Source organism: Streptomyces sp. NPDC030814 (genome assembly GCF_055572155.1).
In genome coordinates this window covers 20,283-39,419 of record NZ_JBVIDX010000024.1, presented here as the reverse complement: position 1 = coordinate 39,419, position 19,137 = coordinate 20,283, and the positions used below count along the sequence as shown (strand labels likewise).

The window sequence follows — 19,137 nt, the reverse complement described above, 5'->3', positions numbered from 1 at the left end:
ACGGCGGGGTCGGATGGGGCGACGGCCGAGGTGGTGGGGTAGCGACCGCGACGGGGGCGGGGGAGCGCCCGCCGACGGGGGCGGGGAGGGCCGCTGAGCCTGGCAGGGGCACCAGGCGGGGGCGGTCGGCGTCCGTCGGCCGCATCGGCGCAAACGGCGGCCGTCTGTTGGGCCCGTCGGACGTTTTGGTGCTCGAACTGGCCGTCTGGTGGTCACGGCGGTCATGTGGTGTCCCTGCCCCGTTCCGGTGGCCGATCGGCCGCTCCTGCCCGCGCCAGCCGTCCTGGTGGCCAGGCCGGCCACCAGACCCGGCCCAGGCCCGCCCCTCGCGAGGCAGACGTCGGCCGCCCACGCCCGCTCCCCGTTGCCCGGCCGGTCAGCGACGGTGTCTCACGGCGACGAACCGCACGGGGGTGCCCGGCGTGGCCTGGGCCGCGGCGGGGAGGTCCGCCGGGTCGACGACCGCGATCACCGGATAGCCCCCGGTGGTCGGGTGGTCGGCGAGGAAGACGACCGGGCGGCCGTCCGGCGGCACCTGGACGGCTCCCAGCACCATGCCTTCGCTGGGCAGCTCACCCGGTCGCGCGCGTTCCAGGGCCGGGCCGTCCGTGCGCAGCCCGATGCGGTTGCTCGCCGACGACACGGAATAGGGGCGGGCGGTCAGGGTGCGGAGCGCCACGTCCGTGAACCAGTCGTGCCGGGGGCCCAGGGTGACTCGTAGTACCAGCTCCGAGGGCGGCGCCGGATGCGGAACGACGTCCACGCACGCGTGCCCCCCGGTCGGACGTCCCAGTGGGAGCACGGTGCCGTCCGTCAGCGGGGGAGGACCCAGACCGGACAGCAGGTCGGTGGAGCGGCTGCCGAGGACCGGCTCGACGTTCACGCCGCCGGAGACGGCGAGATAGCCGCGTACACCCGCGCGGGCGGCCCCGATGTCCAGCAGCGCGCCTCCGGGGACCCGTACGGGCGCTCCCCAGGCCACCGGGCGGCCGTCGAGGGTGACGGGGCAGGGCGCGCCCCCGACGGCCACCGTGACCGTCGCGCGGGGCCGTACCGAGCAGCCGTTGAGGGTGGTCTCGAGGACGGCCGCCTCCGGGGCGTTGCCCACCAGCCGGTTGACCAGGGCGGCGGCGGGCGCGTCCAGTGCTCCCGAGCGGGGTACGCCGAGGTGGGCGTGGCCGGGCCGCCCCAGGTCCTGGACGGTGGTCAGGGCACCGGCGCGGACGACGGCGAGGGCACGGTCGCTCATGGGGCCGCCGCCGGCGTGAAGCGGACCCGGGTACCCGGTGCCAGCAGAGCGGCCGGCACCCGCGAGGGGTCCCACAGGACGGTGTCGGTCGAGCCGATCAGCTGCCAGCCACCGGGGGAGGAGCGCGGATAGACGCCCGTGTACGGGCCGGCCAGGGCGACGGAACCCGCCGGGACGGCTGTCCGCGGGGTCGCCCGGCGCGGCACCTCACGGGGCAGGCCCGTCAGGTAGCCGAAGCCGGGTGCGAAACCGCAGAAGGCGACGCGGAACTCGGCCGCCGCGTGGATACGCACCACCTCGGCCTCGTCGACACCCCAGTGGGCGGCGACGTCCGGCAGATCGGGCCCGTCGTACCTGACGCGGATCTCGACGACCTGGTCGGCGCGGGCCGGGGCCGGCGACACGTCCCAGTGGACGAGGCGCTCGGCGAGGCGCGCGGGGGCCTCCAGGCCGTCCAGGAGGACCGTGCGGGCCGCGGGGACGATCTCGGCGACGGCGAGTTCGCCCGTGGCGCGACGGCGCAGCAACTCGGCGTGCAGGGCCTCGGCCTCCTCGCCCGAGTCCAGCTCGATGAGCAGCGCGCGAGCGCCGACCGGCATGGCCCTCATACGAACGCCTCCACGCGGATGCCCGAAGCGGTCAGCTCGGCCCGCACCCGTCGCGCCAGCTCCACGGCGCCCGGCGTGTCGCCGTGCAGGCACAGGGAGCGGGCGCGCACGGTGACGCGCTCGCCGGAGTGGGAGACGACCGTGCCGGAACGGGCCAGGGTGACCGACCGCTCGATGACCGTGGCGGTGTCCGTGATCACCGCGCCGTGCTGTCCGCGCGGCACCAGGGTGCCCTGCTCGGTGTATGCCCGGTCGGCGAACGCCTCGGTGACCACGGGCAGTCCGGCCTGCTCCGCCACTTTCAGGAGGTGCGAGCCGGGCAGGCCGAGCACCGGCAGCGTGGCGTCGGCGAGGACCACCCCGTCCACCACCGCCGCCGCCTGCGCCTCGTCGTGCACGACACGGTTGTAGAGCGCGCCGTGCGGCTTCACGTAGGACACGCGCGTGCCTGCCGCGCGCGCGAAGACCTCCAGGGCCCCGACCTGGTAGGCCACCTCGGCCGCCAGCTCGTCGGCCGGCACGTCCATCGCGCGCCGCCCGAAGCCCGCGAGATCGCGGTACGAGACCTGGGCGCCGATCCGCACCCCGCGCTCCGCCGCCAGCTCGCAGACCCGGCGCATGGTGACCGCGTCCCCGGCGTGGAAGCCACAGGCCACGTTGGCGCTGGTGACGACGGAGAGCAGCTCCTCGTCGTCGGTCAGCTGCCAGCGGCCGAAACCCTCGCCGAGGTCGGCGTTGAGGTCGATCGACGTCATGGGTCCCATTCTCCTCTTGCCGCGGTGCCCGCTAGGCCACGCGGTACTGCTCGTCGCGGGCGTCGGTCAGGAACATCTGCCCCGGCGCGTGGGTGATCGCGAACGGTGGGCGCGACGCCATCACGGCGGCCTGCGGGGTGACCCCGCAGGCCCAGAACACCGGGATGTCGTCCGGCTCGGCGGCCACTGCCTCGCCGAAGTCCGGGCGGGACAGGTCGGCGATGCCGAGGCCGGTCGCCTCCCCGCAGTGCACCGGCCCGCCGTGCACCGCCGGGAACAGACTGCTCTCCCGTATCGCGGTCGCGAGGTGCTCGGGCGGCACCGGGCGCATCGACACCACCATCGGGCCGTGCAGCCGCCCCGCGGGACGGCACTGGCGGCCGGTGACGTACATCGGGACGTTGCGGCCCTGCTCGATGTGGCGCATCGGGACGCCCGCCTCGGTGAGCGCCCACTCGAAGGTGAAGCTGCACCCGATCAGGAACGACACGAGGTCGTCGCGCCAGACGTCGACCACGTCCGTGGGTTCGGCCACCGGCTCGCCGTGCTCCCACACCCGGTAGCGGGGGAGGTCGGTGCGCAGGTCGGCGCCCGCCGCGAGCGGGGTGGTCCAGGAGCCGGCGTCCGTCACGTCGAGTACCGGACAGGGCTTCGGGTTGCGCTGGCAGAACAGCAGCATGTCGTACGCCCAGTCGGCGGGCACCGAGATCAGGTTCGCCTGGGTGTGGCCGGCGGCGACCCCGGCGGTGGGCCCCGACAGGCCGGCGCGGAACCGGGTGCGAGCCTCACCGGGGGTCCACGCGCGCGCCTGCGGGTCGCCGAGGGCCACGGGACGGTCGTCCGGGGAGGGGGCACAGGCGCCGTCGTGGGCGAGGAAGGTGTCGGACGGCGGGCGGTCCTGAGCGGTCGCGGGGTTCATACGAGTTCCTTCCCGCGCGTCTCCGGCAGGCCGAGGAGGGCGACGGCCGCCAGGCCGTAGCCGATCGCGCCGAAGACCAGCGCGCCGCCCACGCCCCAGCTGTCCGCCAGGAAGCCGACCGTCGTCGGGAAGACGGCGCCCACCGCTCGCCCGGTGTTGTACGTGAAGCCCTGCCCGGTGCCGCGTACGGCCGCCGGGTACAGCTCACTCAGGAACGACCCGAAGCCGCTGAAGATCGCCGACATGCAGAACCCGAGCGGGAAACCGAGCACCAGGAGAAGGCCGTTGGCGCCGCTCGGTATGTTCGCGTACGCCAGGATGCACAGCGCCGACAGCACCGCGAAGAGCCAGATGTTCCGCCTGCGGCCCAGCCGGTCGGTGAGATACCCGCCCGTGAGGTAGCCGACGAAGGCACCGGAGATCAGGAACGTGAGGTAGCCGCCGGTGCCGACGACGGACAGGCCACGCTCGGTCTTGAGATACGTCGGCACCCAGGTCGCCAGCGTGTAGTAACCGCCCTGGACGCCGGTGGACAGCAGCACGGCGAAGAGGGTCGTGCGCAGCAGACCGGGAGCGGACGCGGTGCCGGGCCGGAAGATCGCGGCGAACGAGCCCTTCTCGGCGCTCCGTTCGCGCGCGGCGGCGGCCTCCGGGGCGTCCTCGACCGAGCGGCGGACCCAGACCACGAGCAGCGCGGGCAGTGCGCCCGTCCAGAACATCACACGCCAGGCGAGGTCGTCGCCGAAGACGGAGAAGACCGCCGTGTAAACGATCACGGCCAGTCCCCAGCCGACGGCCCAGGAACTCTGGATCGCGCCGAGCGTGCGCCCCCGGTGCTTGGCGCTCGCGTACTCGGCGACCAGGATCGCGCCGACCGCCCACTCACCGCCGAAACCGAGGCCCTGGAGGGCCCGGAAGACCAGCAGCGTCTCGTAGTTGGGCGCGAAGCCGCAGGCCACGGTGAAGACCGCGTAGGTGATCACGGTGATCATCAGGGCCTTCACCCGGCCGATCCGGTCCGCGAGGACGCCCGCGGCGGCACCGCCGATCGCCGAGACGACCAGCGTGACGGTGGTGAACAGGCCGGTCTGGCCGCTGTCCAGACCGAAGTAGGCCGCCAGCGCGACCATGCTCAGCGGCAGCGTGAAGTAGTCGTACGAGTCGAGGGCGTATCCGCCGAACGCGCCGCCGAAGGCCCGACGGCCGCGCGGGCCGAGGGCGCGCAGCCAGCCGAACGCGCCGTCGTCTGCGGTCTGTGCGCCCGGTGAGGGCTGGGATGTGGTCGTGGGAACCGGGGACGGAGGGGTCGAGCTCATGGGCACCTCGCAATGCGGGACGGAGGATGCGTGAGGGGTGAGCTGGGCCGTGCCATGCCGCGCGGAGCGACCGGCGCAGGGTGAGCCGACCTGTGGTGCGGTTCGTGCGGTGCGGTTCGGGCGCCTGCGCCTGTCCAGCAAGGTAGAGGATCGTTGAACGATCCTTCAATACCCATGTTGTTTCGTTCTGATGCCTGGGGTTGAATTCGGGGCATGGCCGCCGAACTGACGGGACTTGCCGACGACCGGGCCCTGCTGGGCCGCACCAGCACCGCCGAACGCGTTTCGGACATCCTCCGGAGCCGGATCGCCGAGGGGTTCTTCCCGCCGGGCACCCGGCTGTCCGAGGACAGCATCGGCGGCGCCCTCGGGGTCTCCCGCAACACCCTCCGCGAGGCGTTCCGCCTGCTCACCCATGAACGGCTCCTCGTGCACGAGCTCAACCGCGGGGTCTTCGTACGAGTGCTCACCGTCGAGGACGTCGAGGACATCTACCGCACCCGCCGGCTCGTCGAGTGCGCCGTCGTCCGCGGGCTGGGCGAGCCGCCGTACGGCCTCGACGGGCTCGCCGAGGCGGTCGCCGACGGACAGCGGCAGGCGCGGGAGGGCGACTGGAAGGGCGTCTCCACGGCCAACATCCACTTCCACCGCGAGCTGGTCGCCCTCGCGGGCAGCGCCCGTACCGACGAGCTCATGCGCAGCGTCTTCGCCGAACTGCGGCTCGCGTTCCACGTGGTGGACAATCCGCGCAAGCTGTACGAGCCGTACCTGGCCCGGAACCTCCTGATCCTCCAGGCGCTCCAGCGGGGAGAGCGCGACCGGGCCGAGGAGATGCTGGGCCAGTACCTCGACGACTCGCTGAAGGGCCTGGTCGAGGTCTACGGACGCCGGGTGGCCGACGTCTCCTGACCGGCGTCCGACGAGGCTGGGGCCGTGGTGTCGGCGGAGCCGGCGGGGCTTGGGGGTGAAGCCGGTGGCCCTGGTCTCGGGCGGAGCCGGAGGCCCTGGTCCAGGACGGAGCCGGCGGGGCGCTTCGGGGTCAAGCCGGCGGCCGTGGTCTCTCGAGGCGCGGTCGAGCGGTGCGGGGCGACGCACGGTGACATGGTGACTCCGCCCGGTCCGGTGACGTGCTGGTCCGGCCCCGCCCGGCGCAGCGATTTGGGTCGCTGTCAGACCCAGGACCTAATCTGTGCACCGTGACTTCACCCGTATCGACGGACAGTGTTCCGCCCCAGCTCAGCGCGGGGCCGCGCCCTGCGCCGGGCCCGGCCGCCGACGAGGGACTGGCGCGGCGGCTGCGCGCGCTCGCCTGCACCGCGCCGCTGCACGACCTCGACGCGCGCAAGGCCAACCTGGCGGGTGAGTACTCGGTGTACGGCATGGCGGAGGTCGCCCTCGCCGCCATCGACCTGGTCACCCTCAACATGGACTTCGACACCGGCGCGGACCACGACCAGATCGTCGCTCGGCTCGTCCCCCGCATCGCCGCCCAGGCACCGCAGCGCCCCGTCGAGGAGCACGAGCGGGTGGCCCGCTGGGTCCTGGAGAACCTGATCAACGTCGGAAGCGTCGACCGCGGTTTCCGGGCCGTCTACGGCACCTTCGCGTCCGACGGCACCTATGTGCGCCGCGACTACGACTTCAAGCTGATCGAGGAGGTCCCCGGCTACGGAGGCGGTGTCTACCTCCGTACGACCGACGAGGCCGTCAACGTCCTCGTGGGCGCCCTCGACACCGACGTCACCAGCGCCCAGATCGCCGCCGAGGTCAAGCTGGAGGTCCTGATCAGCCGGGGCCGGCTCGCCGACGCCCAGCTCGCCGCCGAACAGGCGCGCTACAGGACCGTGCAGTACTCCGAGACGCTCAGGAAGGCCCTGGACGCCACCCGGCGCAACGTTCGCGCGGTCGACTGGCTCCAGGCCGTCCCCGACATGATCGCCGAGGCGCTCGACCACGTCGCCGACCGCTACCGCCACGAGAACGCGATCCTCACCAACATCCGCAAGGCCCGCGACGAGTCCGAGGACCCCGAGCAGAAGCGGCGCGCCGCCGAGCTCGTCGACATCGTCAAGGACTGCATCCGCCGGCACACCCAGTTGCAGTCCCGGCTGCTGGAGGCCGGCCCGCTGTTCCGCGCCGAGCAGGACCGGCAGGCCTTCGCCACCCCCATGACGACCTCGGGGACAGACCTCTACGGTCATCTCCTCGCTCCGCTGCTGCCGCTGCCCGTGGAGCAGGCACGGCGGGTGACCGACGCGTTCTTCGCCCGCGGGACGGGGCTGCGCACGCCGGGGTCCGTGCGGATCGGGGATCTCGTCGACCTCCTGTTCACGCCCCCGGTGGAGCGCGAGCACCTGGGCGCGGAGATGCCTGAGCCGGATCTGATCGCGACACCCGACGACAGCCGGTTCAGCGAGGAGCAACTGGCCGCGGCGATGGAACTGCTGGACCTGCCCGCGGACGCGCCCCGACGCTTGTCGGGCCTGCTGGCCCAGGCACGGCGGTCGGACCCCGAACTGCCGTATCTCGTCGCGCTGCTGGCCGTGCACGCGGCCAGTCCACCGGTCGGTACGGCCTACCGGCAGGGTGAGGAGAAGCTGCTCTTCGCCGTGGACGACGGGACGGAGCTGGACGACCCGGAGTTCGGCGGTGCCGATCTGATAGTGGGGACGGCACTCCTGGACGCGGCCGGGATGGCCGCGGACCGTTCGGAGGCGGCATGAGAGCCCCGTCGGTCCCCCGGACGCGCGCCGTCCGCGGGCGGCGCGCGTCCGATCCCGTGGTGCCCCGAGCCGCTGCCCCTGCTGTCGCTGTCCCCTGTTCCGAGACCGAGGAGTCCTTGCCGTGAGCGAGCACGTCGAGTGGAGTGAGCCGGAAGCCGCCGCTCCGGTGGCCGCCGCCGTCACCCCCGCCGACGCCGCCGACGCGGCGCGGCTCGTCGCCTTCGGGCTCCAGCCCAAACTCCAGCCCGCCCGCGACCAGGAGTACGGCGATCTGCTGCGCCGTTACCGAGAGGATCCGGCGTTCGCCCGGCTCGCCGACGCCGTCGCCACCGGGCTCGGGCTGGTGGTGCTGGAGGTGTCGCCGCGAGCCGGGATGGCGGTGACGGCCGCCGAGGACTCCGTGTTCGCGGTGCGGATGGGCGACTACGCACGGCGCACCTCGGCCGACTCCGTGGACCGGTTCCTCCACGGGCTCGCCCATCTCGCGGTCGCCGCGATGGCCTTTCCCCGGCCCGAGGACCTCGCCGACGACGGATACATCGGCCGGGTGTCGGTCAACGGGGTCGACTCGTTCGTACGGCAGGCCTGCCGGCGGCTGGAGGAGCGAGCCGAGGAGCAGGGGGAGAACACCGACCCGGCGACCGACGCGCCCGGACTGGAGGCGGCGTGGCGGATCTGGGCGAGACGCAGCTCCACCGGAGCCACCAAGGACGCCCGCCGACTGGCCGGTTCCACCACCGGCATCGTCGGCAAGGCGGTGGGCTTCCTCACCGACTCCGGATTCCTCCAGCGCACGGGTGACGACAACGGCGGTACGTACCGCACGACCGCCCGCTACCAGCTCCAGGTACGGGACATGGCGGGCAGCGCCGCGATGGCCGAACTGCTCGACCTCGGGATCGTGCCGGTCACCGACGGCACGGCCACCCTGCTGCCCGCCGAGGACAGCGACGACCTGGAGCTGGTGGCCGACGCCGGGCTGCCGTTCCACTCCTGACCCGCACTCACCGGCCTGTCCCTTCTGATCCGCACGTACCGCCGCCACCAACGCCTCCGCACGAACCACCCTCACGACCGCGAAAGTCCCCCACCATGTACGAGCTGTCCCGGGTCCGCCTCTACTCCATCGGGCCGGCCGGTGCGCGTTACGCCGACACCGTGCTGGACCTGAGGGGTGTCGGCGAGCCCGTGCCCGACCCCGCGCCACAGCAGGCGGAGTTCTTCGAGGAGGAGCCCACCGGGCCGCCGCGCCGTCCCGCGCCCGCGGGCGTGCTCTTCCTGGAGAACGGCGGCGGCAAGTCGGTGCTGCTCAAGCTGATCTTCTCGGTGATGCTGCCGGGGCACCGCAACACCCTCGGCGGGGCCAGCTCGGGTGTGCTGCGGAAGTTCCTGCTCGCCGACGACTGCGGACACGTCGCGCTGGAGTGGCAGCACACGCTCACCGGTGAGTGCGTGGTCGTGGGCAAGGTGAGCGAGTGGCGCGGACGCCAGGTCTCCAACGACCCGCGGAAGTTCGCCGAAGCCTGGTACTCCTTCCGGCCCGGCCCCGGCCTGAGCCTCGACAACCTCCCCGTCGCCGAGTCCACCGCCGTACGGCCCCCCGCGGAGGGCGCCTCCGGCGCGCAGGGGCGGCGGCGGACCATGAAGGGGTTCCGGGACGCCCTCACCGAGGCGGGCAAGGCTTACCCGCACCTCGAAGTGCACTGGGAGGAGATCCACGACCGCTGGAACGAACATCTGACGGATCTCGGCCTCGACCCCGAACTCTTCCGCTACCAGCGGGAGATGAACGCCGACGAGGGTGAGGCCGCCGGTCTCTTCGCGGTCAAGAAGGATTCCGACTTCACCGACCTGCTGCTGCGCGCGGTCACCGACACACGGGACACCGACGGGCTCGCCGACCTGGTCGGCGGATTCGGCAACAAGCTGGGACGCCGTGCCGAACTGATCGCCGAACGCGACTTCACCGCCGGGTCCGTGGACCTGCTCGGCCGGATCGTGGAGGCCGCCGAGGCACGGTCGCACGCACGTGACATCCACACGGCCGCCGAGCGACGGACCCGCACCCTGGCCCGGCGGCTCTCCGCCCGGGCCACCCGGGAACGGGTCAGGGGCACCGACCTGGCCCAGCGCGTCACGGCCGCCGCGTACGCGGTCACACACGCCGAGGGCGCCCGCGAGCGCAGTGCGCTGATCGCGGCGGAACTCGCCTACCGGCACGCCTCCCTCGCGCTGGCCGCCGCCGAGAAGTCGGCCGCCGCCCAGAAGCGGGAACTGGCCGACGCCCGCACCCTGCACTCCGCCTGGCAGGCCGCCGAAGCCGTCCTCAGGCACCGTGCCGCCGCCGACCGTGTCGCGCGCGTGGCCGCCGCCATCCAGGAGGCCGAGCGGGACGCGGCCCCCGCGCTCGCCGCCCGCGCCAAGGCCGCCGTCGACCTCGTCCGCGCCCTGCACACGGCCGCCGAGAGCGCCGAGAACCTCGCCAACGAGGGGGAGGAGCGGTCGGCCGCCCTCCAGGAGATCGGCGAGGCCGCCCACCGGGACTCCACGGCGGCGGCCACCGAGGCACAGCGCGCCCGCAGCGAGATCGGGCACCTGAAGCAGCGGCTCAGCGAGGTCGAGCAGGAGACCGCCGAGGCGGTCCGGGCCGGCTGGCTCGACGACAGCGCGCCCGACGCCGACCCCGCCAGGGCCGCCCTCGCCGCCAGCGACGCCGAGAAGACCGCCGTCGCCGCCTGGGACGCCGCCCGCGAGGCCTCACGACGTGCCTCCGAGCACGCCAGGGAGGCGGCCTCCGCCGAGTCCCGCGCCGAGCTGACGGCGGCCCGCGCGGCGGACGCCGCCATCGCCGCCGAGCGCGCGTACGACGGGGAGCGGCGCACTGCGGAGACCCTCGCGGCGGAGGAGCGCCTCGCCGAGCTGCTGAGCCTGCCGGGCGCCTCCCGCGGGAGCCGGGCCGGTGTGCCCGTACCCCGCGCAGCCACCGACGGCCCGGGCGGTACGGCGGCCGCGAGGTCCGCCGAGCCGGACCGGCCGGGATCCGCCGCCGGACCGGCCGACGGCCCAGGCCCCGACGCCTCCGGCTCCTCGGGTGACGGCCACCTCACTCCCGAGGAGCTGGACCGCTTCGCGGACGAGCTGCGGGAACTGCTCGACGAGAACGTGTCCTCCGCCGAGCGCCACCTCTTCGAACTGCGCACCGCCGCCGCCGACGACTCCCGCATCCTCGGCGCCCTCGGCGACGGCGGACTGCTGCCGCCGGGCCCCGACGTGCTGGCCACCGTCGAGTACCTCGGCGAGCACGGCATCCCCGCGCTGCCCGGCTGGCGGTACCTCGCCCAGGCCGTGGACCCCGCCGACCACGCGCGCGTGCTGGCCGCGCGGCCGGAGCTGGTCGACGGCGTCATCATCACCGACCCGGACTCCCACGTCCGCGCCCGTGAGGCACTGAGCGACGCGGCCCTGCTCCCCCGGTCCGCCGTCGCCGTCGGCACGGCCGCCGCCCTGCTGGCGCCGACGCCGCCCCTCGACGCGGGCGACGGCACCTCTTCCGAGGTGTTCCTCGTCCCCCCGAACCCGGCCATGCACGACGAGCGCGCCGCCGACGAGGAGCGCCAGGCACTGCGCGCCAGGGCCACGCAGCGCGACGAGGAGATCCGCGCCCTCGCGGCACGGCTCGGCAAGGACCGGGAGCTCGCGGCGCGCCTCGCCTCCTGGCGCACGGGCTGCCCGGCGGGCCGGCTCACCGAGCTGGCCACGACCGCGCGGGAGACCCGCGCGTTCGCCGAGGAGGCGGAGGCCGAGCTGGCCGAGGCCCGGACCGCGCGGGCGGAGGCCGAGGAGGCGGCGGCCGAGGCAGCTCAGGTGCGGGACGAGCGGCAGGAGGCCGCGCAGAAGGCCCGGCGGGCCGCCGACGCCCTCGCCGGGCTCGCCTTCCGGCTGCGCGAACGCGCCGGCTGGCAGGTCAAGCTCCGCGAACTCGCCGACGAGGCCGCCGAGTCCGAGGCCCGCGCCCAGACCTGTCTGGAGCGGGCCCGCGCCGCCGACGAGGACCGCCGCGCCACCCAGCGCGCCGCCGACGACGCACGCCGCACGGCGCGTGCGCTGCGCGCCGAGCGCGCGGAGATCGCGGGCGCCCCCGATGACGTACCGGAAGCGGACACCGACGCGCCCAAGCAGCCCCTCGCCGCCCTCCGCGAGGCCTACCGCGCCGCCTCCCAGGTGTACGAGAAGGTCGGCGTGGGCGCCGACCTGCGCGCCGAGCAGGCCCGGGCCGAGAGCGACGAGAGCGCGGCCCGCGCTGAACTGGACCGGCTCAGCAACAAGGTCCGCAACCGCGCCGAGCAACTCCTCCAGTCGCCCGACGGCTCCGACGGCCCCTCCCGGCAGGCGGCGGCGGCCCGCGCGGAGGAGCTGGTGCAGGTCCTGGAGACCCGTATGTCGACCGCGAGCGAGCAGCTCGGACGGCTGCGCGGCGAGGCCGAGCGGCACGCGCCCGAGGACGGCGAGGCGCACACCGAGCTGCCCGAGGAACTTCTTCCGCGCGACGCCGACCACGCCCAGGCGCTGCTGCGCACCGCCACCGCCGAGCTCGCCTCCCGCACCGAGGCGCTGACCCAGGCCCGCGAGGCCCACGCCGAGCTGCTCGCGGCCCACCGCGCCGCCGAGGACGCGGCCGGCGGCTTCGACGAGACGGCCGCCCTGCTCAGGGACCTCCTGCGCGACCACACCACGGATGACGACCAGGAGGAGCCCGAGCCCTACCCCGGCTCCCTCGAGGAGGCCCGAGGGGCCGCCGCCGAGACCCGCCGCTCCCTGCGCGGCTGCGCCACCGACCTCTCCGCCGCCGAGGGCGCGGTACGCGAGGCCAGCGACATTCTCGTACGGCACGCCAACTCCACCCGCTACGAGCAGGTGCGCACCCCGGCCCGCCAGCAGATCCGCGAGCTGCCCGCCTCAGCGCTGCCCGAGCACGCCCAGAAGTGGGCGGACGCCTTCGCGCCCCGGCTCCGGGTCCTGACCGACGAGCTGGCGCAGCTGGAGCGCAACCGCGACTCGATCGTGGACCGGCTGCGCGGCCTCGTGGAGTCCGCGCTCGCCACACTGCGCTCGGCCCAGCGGCTGTCCAGGCTCCCCGAGGGCCTGGGGGAGTGGTCCGGCCAGGAGTTCCTGCGGATCCGCTTCGAGGAACCCGACCAGGCGACGCTCACCGAGCGGCTCGGCGAGGTCATCGACGAGGCGACCCGCGCGGCCGTCAAGAAGAACTCCGACATGCGGCGGGACGGCATGTCCCTGCTGCTGCGCGGGGTCAGCGCGGCGCTCCAGCCCAAGGGCGTCGCCGTCGAGATCCTCAAGCCCGACGCCGTGCTGCGCGCCGAGCGGGTCCCCGTCGGACAGATGGGCGACGTCTTCTCCGGGGGCCAGCTGCTCACCGCGGCCATCGCCCTCTACTGCACGATGGCCGCGCTCCGCAGCAACGACCGGGGCCGTGACAGGCACCGCCACGCCGGCACCCTGTTCCTCGACAACCCCATCGGTCGCGCCAACGCGACGTACCTGCTGGAGCTGCAGCGGGCCGTGTCGGACGCCCTCGGCGTCCAGCTCCTCTACACGACCGGTCTTTTCGACACCACCGCGCTGGCCGAATTCCCCCTGGTCATCCGCCTCCGCAACGACGCCGACCTCCGCGCCGGCCTGAAGTACATCAGCGTCGAGGAACACCTCCGCCCGGGACTGCCGCAACAGCCCCGGGCGGGAGAGGCGGTGCACAGCGAGATCACGGCGACGAGGATGTACAAAAGGCCCGCCGCAACCCCATGAGGGGCGCGGGGAACTGCGCGACCGGCGGAAACGGACCCGCGGTTCCCCACTGCCTCGCCGGCGCCGCGCCTACGCGTCGGCCTTCAGCAGATCCGCACACTTCTCGCCGATCATCATCGTCGTGATGCAGGGATTGACGGTCACCAGGTCCGGCATCACCGATCCGTCGGCCACCCGCACCCCCTCGACCCCCTTGACCCGCAGCCGCGCGTCGAGCGGAGCCGAGGGGTCGTCGTCCGCACCCATCTTCACCGTGCAGGCCGGGTGGTAGACGGTGTTGTGCGTCCTGCGGATGTAGTCGAACAGCTCCTCGTCGGTCTGTACGTCGGGACCGGGCGCCAGTTCGGCCCCCGCCCATCCGCTCAGCGCCGGCTGCGCGGCGATCCGCCGGGCCAGCCGCAACCCGTACGTCATCACCCGCACATCGTGCTCGTGGGTGAAATACCGCGGATCGACCTTCGGCTTGTCCCGGTAGTCCCGGGTGCGCAGCCGTACCGTGCCGCGCGACTTCGCCCGCGTCACGTTCGGCGTCAGGCAGAACGCGTTCTCGGTCGTGGGGTAGCCGTGCCGGGCCGTGTTCATGTCGAACGGCACGGACCCGTAGTGGAACATCAGGTCGGGGCGGTCCAGACCGGGCTCGGTGTCGTAGAAGATGCCCGCCTCCCACCACTGGCTGGACGTGGTGGTCATCGGTTGCTTCGCCTCCCACATGATGACCCCCTCGGGGTGGTCCTGGAGGTTCTCGCCGACGCCCGCCGAGTCCACGACCACGTCCACGCCGACCTCGCGCAGGTGCTCGGCGGGGCCGATCCCGGAGAGCATCAGGAGCTTCGGTGTGTCGATGGAGCCGCAGGAGACGATGACCTCGCGCCGGGCCCGGACGGTGCGGGTGTGGATCTGGTCCGGGTCGAGGTACTCGGCGCCGACGCAGCGCCGCCCCTCCAGCACCAGCTTCTTGGCGCGGACGCCCGTGCGTATCTCAAGGTTCGGCCGCTTGCCCATGATCGGGTGCAGATACGCCACCGAGGAGGACTGCCGGATGTTGTTCTCGTCGGAGTTGATCTGGAACCAGTTGGCGCCCCGGATCACCGTGGTACCGGAGTTGAAGGGCGTCGTCGGTATCCCGGCCTGGGCGCACGCCTCCAGCAGCGCGGTCCCGCACGGGTCGTCGCTCTTGAGCGTGCGGAGTTTGACCGGCCCGCTGCGGCCGTGGTGGTCGCCCGGGGCGTCGTTGTTCTCCAGCCGCCGGTAGAGCGGGAAGAGGTCGGCCGCGGACCAGCCCGTGCAGCCTGCCGCCGCCCAGTCGTCCAGATCCTCCGCGGGAGCCCAGAAGGCGATGCAGGAGTTGTGGGAGGAGCAGCCGCCGAGAACCTTCGCGCGGGCGTGCCGCATGAAGCTGTTGCCGCTGGACTGCGGCTCGACGGGGTAGTCCCAGTCGTAGCCGGACTCCAGCAGGCCCATCCAGCGTTCCAGTCTCAGGACGGCGTCGTCGCCGACGTCGCTGGGTCCCGCCTCCAGGACGCACACCGTGACCGACGGGTCCTCGGACAGCCGGGCCGCGACCACGTTTCCCGCGGTGCCGCCGCCGACCACGACGTAATCGAACTCTTCTGGGCTCATGGGGAGTTGTTCTCCATGTGGGGCATGCGGTCCCCTGCGGATCGGCGCCGGGGACCGCGCGTTCTGTGCTGGGCCCGGTCCTGGCGAGCCGGGCTCTGTCGGTAGCCCGGTGCGTCCGGTGCCGGGTTCGGTCAGTCGGCGGCCGGGGCGGCGACGGGCGGGGCGGGCGGCGTGGTCGGGCCGGAGGGCGCGGCGCCGGTCGTGGTGGCCGGCATCGCGTGCTCGGCGAGCACACCGGTCCTGTGCCGCTGGACGAACCAGTAGTAGGCGAAGCCGCCGCCGGCGATGATCCCGACGAAGAGGACCGCGCCCCAGCGCAGGTACCAGTGGAACGGCTCGGTCGCGTTGTAGACGGAGGCCCGGGGCCAGATCAGGTTGACGGTCATGCCCGCGCCCCACAGGACGGCCAGGGCGTTGACGAGGAGGCCCCAGCGGCCCAGGGAGAACCTGCCGTCGCCCGCCGGCTGCCACGTGCCGCGCAGCCGCGCCACCAGCATCGGCACGGTGACGCCGAGGTAGGCGAGGTAGATCATGATGATGCCGATGCTGGTCACCACGGTGAAGATCTGCGGCTGGCGGATGTTCACGACCAGGATCGCGAGGGCCAGCACGCCGATGATCACGGCCGGGAGGACCGGGGTCTGGAAGCGAGGGCTGACCTTGGCCAGCAGCGAGGACGCGGGCAGGTTGTTGTCGCGGGCCATCGCGAAGGCCAGGCGGATCGCCGCCGTGTGCACGGCGAGTGCGCACACCGTGACCGCGATCAGCACGCACCAGAGCATCGCCTTGCCGGCCGTCGGGCCGAGCACGTCGAGCACGACGTACTGCAGACCGTCCGTGGACAGCTTCTCGCCCTTCAGGCTGGAAACGCTCATCAGCGCCAGCAGCAGGATCAGACCGCCGAGCACGAAGGAGGCGACGATCGCACGGATGATGGCGCGCGGCGCGTTCCGGGACGGGTCCAGCGACTCCTCACCGAGCGAGGCGGCCGTGTCGAAGCCGTACATGACGTACGCCGACGCCAGCGAGGCCACGAGGAACGCGCCCAGATACCCGGCGCCGCCGTACCCCTCGCCGGTGCCGTTCGTCTCCAGGACGACCTGCGGACCACGCGTGATGTGCACCGCGAACAGGACGATCAGCACGACGGTGGCGATCAGCTCGATGAATACACCCGCCGTGTTGATCGTGGCCATCAGCTTCACGCCGAAGGCGTTCACCAGCGTGGTGAACAGGATCAGCACCGCGGCCAGGATGACCGCGTTGGTCGCCACGTCATAGGTGCCGGTGCCGTCCCCGACGAACTGGAACACATCGGAGATCTGCGGCAGCGTCAGCTGGTAGGCGAGCGCCACCGCCGCGATCGACACGATCGACGCGGTCAGCATCATCCAGCCGGCGAGCCAGCCCAGATGCGGATTGCCCATCTTCTTCGACCAGTTGTAGACGGAGCCCGCCACCGGGTAGCGCGCCGCCAGTTCGGCGAAACAGAGCGCCACCATGAACTGGCCGACGAACACCATCGGCCACGACCACCAGTAGGCGGGACCGCCGCTGCCGTAGCCGAAGTAGAACAGCTGGAAGGTGCCGGTGAGGATGGAGATGTAGCTGATCCCCGCGGCGAAGGTGTGGAAGTTGCCGAGGGTGCGCTTGAGTTCGGGTTTGTAGCCGAACTCGGCGAGTTCGGCGTCATCGTCTGGTTTCTGCGGGCCGGTCGGTTGCTCGATGGTCGACATGAGCGGACTCCTGGGGGCCTTGGGGAAAGAGGGAGCGGCTCTCACGGGTGCCGGGACGGGGCTCCCGTGGGGCACGGGCAGGGAAGGGGACCGCATCCGCGGACACGGAAGAAGAGTTATACGTACGCCTCAACTCCCACTCATCACAAGGGAGTTGTGCGCCACAAGGGAGTTGTGCGAAACAAGGGGGTCAGGCGAACCAGCCCTGCGGTGCGGGATCCGTGTTGCGCCAGATGTGCTTCGTCTCGCGGTACTCCGCGAGCCCCGCGGGCCCGAGCTCGCGGCCGAAGCCGGACTGCTTGTAACCGCCCCACTCCGCCTGCGGGACGTACGGGTGGTAGTCGTTGATCCACACCGTGCCGAGCCGCAGCCGGGCGGCGACCCGCCGGGCCTTGGCCTCGTCCGTCGTCCAGACCGCCCCGGCCAGACCATAGACGGTGTCGTTCGCCAGCCGTACGGCCTCGGCCTCGCTGCTGAACCGCTCCACGGTCAGCACCGGCCCGAACGACTCTTCCTGGACCACGGACATCCTGCTCGCGCACTCGTCCAGGACGGTCGGCAGATAGTAGAAGCCCCGGCCGTACGCCTCACCGGACGGCCGCTCGCCTCCACAGCGCAGTACCGCGCCCTCCGCGACGCCCTTGGCGACGTACTCCTCGACCTTCCTCAGGTGCGCCGCCGAGATCAGCGGCCCGGTCTGCGCCTGCTCGTCGAACGGGCCGCCCAGCCGGATCCGCTCGGCCCGGCGTACGACCTCGTCGACGAACCGGTCGTGCAGCGAGTCCTCGACCAGCAGCCGGGCGCCGGCGGAGCACACCTGGCCCGAGTGCAGGAACACGGCGGTGAGGGCCATGTCGACGGCGGTGTCGAAGTCGGCGTCGGCGAACACGATGTTCGGGTTCTTGCCGCCGAGCTCCAGCGCGACCTTCTTCACGCTCGCGGCGGCGTTCGCCATCAAGCGCCGGCCCGTCTGGAGACCACCGGTGAACGAGACGAGGTCCACGTCCGGATGGTCCGAGAGGGGGGCACCCGCCTCGGGGCCGGCGCCCAGGACCAGATTGGCCGTGCCCGGCGGCAGCCCGGCCTCCTCCAGGAGCCGCATCAGATGGATCGCCGTGTGCGGGGTGAGCTCGCTGGGCTTCAGTACGAAGGTGTTGCCGGCCGCGAGCGCCGGGGCGACCTTCCAGGCCGTCTGGAGCAGGGGGTAGTTCCACGGGGTGATCAGCGCGCACACCCCGACCGGCTCGTGCACGACCCGGCTGTCGATGCCCTCCTGTCCGGTGTCCACGACCCGGCCCGCCTCGGCGGTGGCCGCGTGGCCGAAGTAGCGGAAGCAGTTCGCGATGTCGTCCATGTCGTACTCGCTCTCCACCAGCCGCTTGCCGGTGTCGAGCGATTCGGCGCGGGCGAGCGCGTCCTTGTCGCGTACGAGCAGGTCGGCGACCCGCAGCAGCAGGGCGCCCCGCTCGGCGGCCGGAGTCGTGGGCCACGGGCCCTCGTCGAAGGCGTGACGTGCGGCGGCGATCGCCTCCACGGTGTCCTCACGGCCGGCCTCGTCGACGACGGCGACCAGGCTGCCGTCGGCGGGACAGCGGATCTCACGCGTCCGCCCGTCGAGCGCGGCGCGCCACGCTCCGCCGATGAAAAGTTCGGGCATATCCCTCGTTCCTCCTGGTCAGCGCCGTGCTGCTGGCGCCCTTGCGGCTGAGCGCCTAACCGGAAGACCGCGTTCTATGCCAAGCGGCCAGTCAAATGTGACGGCTGACACGCATGGCCAGGAGGAACGGCCAGAGGAACGGCCAGGAGAAACGAGGAGACGGGCCGGAGCCTAGGGATGCGACAGCTGGCCGGCGCCGCCCCGACGGCGTATCCGCGCCTGCGTGCGCTCCACCGCGCGGGCCTCGCGGCGTGCCCGCCGACGCTCGCGCCGCAGCGCGCGTGCCGTGCTGCTGGGGGCCGACACCACGCCGTTGCGCTGGCTCCACACCTGCCGGGTCACCCAGACGTCCAGCACGCCCCAGGTCGCCGCGACCGTACTCGCCACGCTGCTGAGGACCATGGGGAAGGCCAGCCACGAACCGGCCAGTGTGCACAGGACGGCCACCATCGCCTGAATCAGCGTCACCGCGATGATGAGCACCGCGCGCACCGCCGCCGTCCGCACCGGATCGGGCAGGCGGCGACGGCGCGCCGGCTCCTCGATCCACAACGGCCGGTAATGCATCCGCTCTTCGTCCCTGGCGGAGAGCCTCTTCTCTTCCACCGCGACACGCCCGCCCTCCCGGAGGCCGCGCTCCGGTGCCATGCCCGTCGCCACCGCGTCGTCCTCGGGCGCTACTTGCCGCTCCGCCGTGCCCATCAACTTGTCACTCCCCACCGCCGGTGGCCCAA

The 19,137-nt window shown here is 72.9% G+C and carries 13 protein-coding genes; 4 read left to right on the top strand and 9 right to left on the bottom strand.

The annotated features are described in order from the left end of the window. Positions 1 to 376: 376 nt before the first annotated feature. The 5 genes from ACZ43N_RS34000 to ACZ43N_RS33980 are packed head-to-tail and all read right to left on the bottom strand — an operon-like array spanning position 377 to position 4,847. Positions 377 to 1,249: a 5-oxoprolinase subunit C family protein gene (locus ACZ43N_RS34000; RefSeq protein ID WP_468102910.1), complete on the bottom strand. Its 873-nt coding sequence runs from the start codon at positions 1,247 to 1,249 to the stop codon at positions 377 to 379. Next, positions 1,246 to 1,857, bottom strand: coding sequence for a 5-oxoprolinase subunit B family protein (locus ACZ43N_RS33995; RefSeq protein ID WP_468102909.1), 612 nt, complete (start codon positions 1,855 to 1,857; stop codon positions 1,246 to 1,248). Before ACZ43N_RS33995 ends, ACZ43N_RS34000 begins: the two co-directional genes overlap by 4 nt. After that, positions 1,854 to 2,612, bottom strand: a complete 759-nt coding sequence (locus ACZ43N_RS33990; RefSeq protein ID WP_468102908.1) for a LamB/YcsF family protein — start codon at positions 2,610 to 2,612, stop codon at positions 1,854 to 1,856. The genes ACZ43N_RS33995 and ACZ43N_RS33990 overlap by 4 nt, the downstream gene beginning before the upstream one ends. Positions 2,613 to 2,643: 31 nt before the next feature. Beyond that, complete coding sequence (locus ACZ43N_RS33985) at positions 2,644 to 3,531, bottom strand: putative hydro-lyase (RefSeq protein WP_468102907.1); 888 nt, start codon at positions 3,529 to 3,531, stop codon at positions 2,644 to 2,646. Then, positions 3,528 to 4,847, bottom strand: coding sequence for an MFS transporter (locus tag ACZ43N_RS33980; protein ID WP_468102906.1), 1,320 nt, complete (start codon positions 4,845 to 4,847; stop codon positions 3,528 to 3,530). Before ACZ43N_RS33980 ends, ACZ43N_RS33985 begins: the two co-directional genes overlap by 4 nt. 213 nt (positions 4,848 to 5,060) lie before the next feature. Here ACZ43N_RS33980 and ACZ43N_RS33975 point away from each other — a divergent pair, with 213 nt between their 5' ends. From ACZ43N_RS33975 to ACZ43N_RS33960, 4 genes are all read left to right on the top strand, one after another. Then, on the top strand, positions 5,061 to 5,756 hold the full coding sequence (locus ACZ43N_RS33975; RefSeq protein ID WP_468102905.1) for a GntR family transcriptional regulator: 696 nt from the start codon (positions 5,061 to 5,063) through the stop codon (positions 5,754 to 5,756). Between the two features lie 287 nt (positions 5,757 to 6,043). Next, positions 6,044 to 7,570, top strand: coding sequence for a hypothetical protein (locus ACZ43N_RS33970; RefSeq protein WP_468102904.1), 1,527 nt, complete (start codon positions 6,044 to 6,046; stop codon positions 7,568 to 7,570). Between the two features lie 121 nt (positions 7,571 to 7,691). Then, entirely contained in the window at positions 7,692 to 8,567 is an 876-nt protein-coding gene (locus ACZ43N_RS33965) for a hypothetical protein (RefSeq protein ID WP_468102903.1), read from the top strand. Positions 8,568 to 8,662: 95 nt separating this feature from the next. After that, positions 8,663 to 13,390 carry a hypothetical protein gene (locus tag ACZ43N_RS33960; RefSeq protein WP_468102902.1) on the top strand — a complete coding sequence of 1,576 codons (4,728 nt, stop codon included), beginning with the start codon at positions 8,663 to 8,665 and terminating at the stop codon, positions 13,388 to 13,390. Between the two features lie 69 nt (positions 13,391 to 13,459). Here ACZ43N_RS33960 and ACZ43N_RS33955 read toward each other — a convergent pair whose 3' ends face one another. The 4 genes from ACZ43N_RS33955 to ACZ43N_RS33940 form a co-directional block, all read right to left on the bottom strand. Then, complete coding sequence (locus ACZ43N_RS33955; protein WP_468102901.1) at positions 13,460 to 15,010, bottom strand: GMC family oxidoreductase; 1,551 nt, start codon at positions 15,008 to 15,010, stop codon at positions 13,460 to 13,462. A 131-nt stretch (positions 15,011 to 15,141) separates the two neighbouring features. After that, positions 15,142 to 16,746, bottom strand: coding sequence for an APC family permease (locus tag ACZ43N_RS33950; protein ID WP_468102900.1), 1,605 nt, complete (start codon positions 16,744 to 16,746; stop codon positions 15,142 to 15,144). A 190-nt stretch (positions 16,747 to 16,936) separates the two neighbouring features. Further along, entirely contained in the window at positions 16,937 to 18,403 is a 1,467-nt protein-coding gene (locus ACZ43N_RS33945) for an aldehyde dehydrogenase family protein (RefSeq protein ID WP_468102899.1), read from the bottom strand. A gap of 171 nt (positions 18,404 to 18,574) precedes the next feature. Further along, positions 18,575 to 19,105, bottom strand: coding sequence for a hypothetical protein (locus tag ACZ43N_RS33940; protein ID WP_468102898.1), 531 nt, complete (start codon positions 19,103 to 19,105; stop codon positions 18,575 to 18,577). Between the last annotated feature and the right edge of the window lie 32 nt (positions 19,106 to 19,137).

What these genes read in the sequence shown, in the direction of transcription:
- ACZ43N_RS34000 (WP_468102910.1), bottom strand. Translation starts at nt 1,249, where the DNA reads ATGAGCGACCGTGCCCTCGCCGTCGTCCGCGCCGGTGCCCTGACCACC.
- ACZ43N_RS33995 (WP_468102909.1), bottom strand. Translation starts at nt 1,857, where the DNA reads ATGAGGGCCATGCCGGTCGGCGCTCGCGCGCTGCTCATCGAGCTGGAC.
- ACZ43N_RS33990 (WP_468102908.1), bottom strand. Translation starts at nt 2,612, where the DNA reads ATGACGTCGATCGACCTCAACGCCGACCTCGGCGAGGGTTTCGGCCGC.
- ACZ43N_RS33985 (WP_468102907.1), bottom strand. Translation starts at nt 3,531, where the DNA reads ATGAACCCCGCGACCGCTCAGGACCGCCCGCCGTCCGACACCTTCCTC.
- ACZ43N_RS33980 (WP_468102906.1), bottom strand. Translation starts at nt 4,847, where the DNA reads ATGAGCTCGACCCCTCCGTCCCCGGTTCCCACGACCACATCCCAGCCC.
- ACZ43N_RS33975 (WP_468102905.1), top strand. Translation starts at nt 5,061, where the DNA reads ATGGCCGCCGAACTGACGGGACTTGCCGACGACCGGGCCCTGCTGGGC.
- ACZ43N_RS33960 (WP_468102902.1), top strand. Translation starts at nt 8,663, where the DNA reads ATGTACGAGCTGTCCCGGGTCCGCCTCTACTCCATCGGGCCGGCCGGT.
- ACZ43N_RS33955 (WP_468102901.1), bottom strand. Translation starts at nt 15,010, where the DNA reads ATGAGCCCAGAAGAGTTCGATTACGTCGTGGTCGGCGGCGGCACCGCG.
- ACZ43N_RS33950 (WP_468102900.1), bottom strand. Translation starts at nt 16,746, where the DNA reads ATGTCGACCATCGAGCAACCGACCGGCCCGCAGAAACCAGACGATGAC.
- ACZ43N_RS33945 (WP_468102899.1), bottom strand. Translation starts at nt 18,403, where the DNA reads ATGCCCGAACTTTTCATCGGCGGAGCGTGGCGCGCCGCGCTCGACGGG.
- ACZ43N_RS33940 (WP_468102898.1), bottom strand. Translation starts at nt 19,105, where the DNA reads ATGGGCACGGCGGAGCGGCAAGTAGCGCCCGAGGACGACGCGGTGGCG.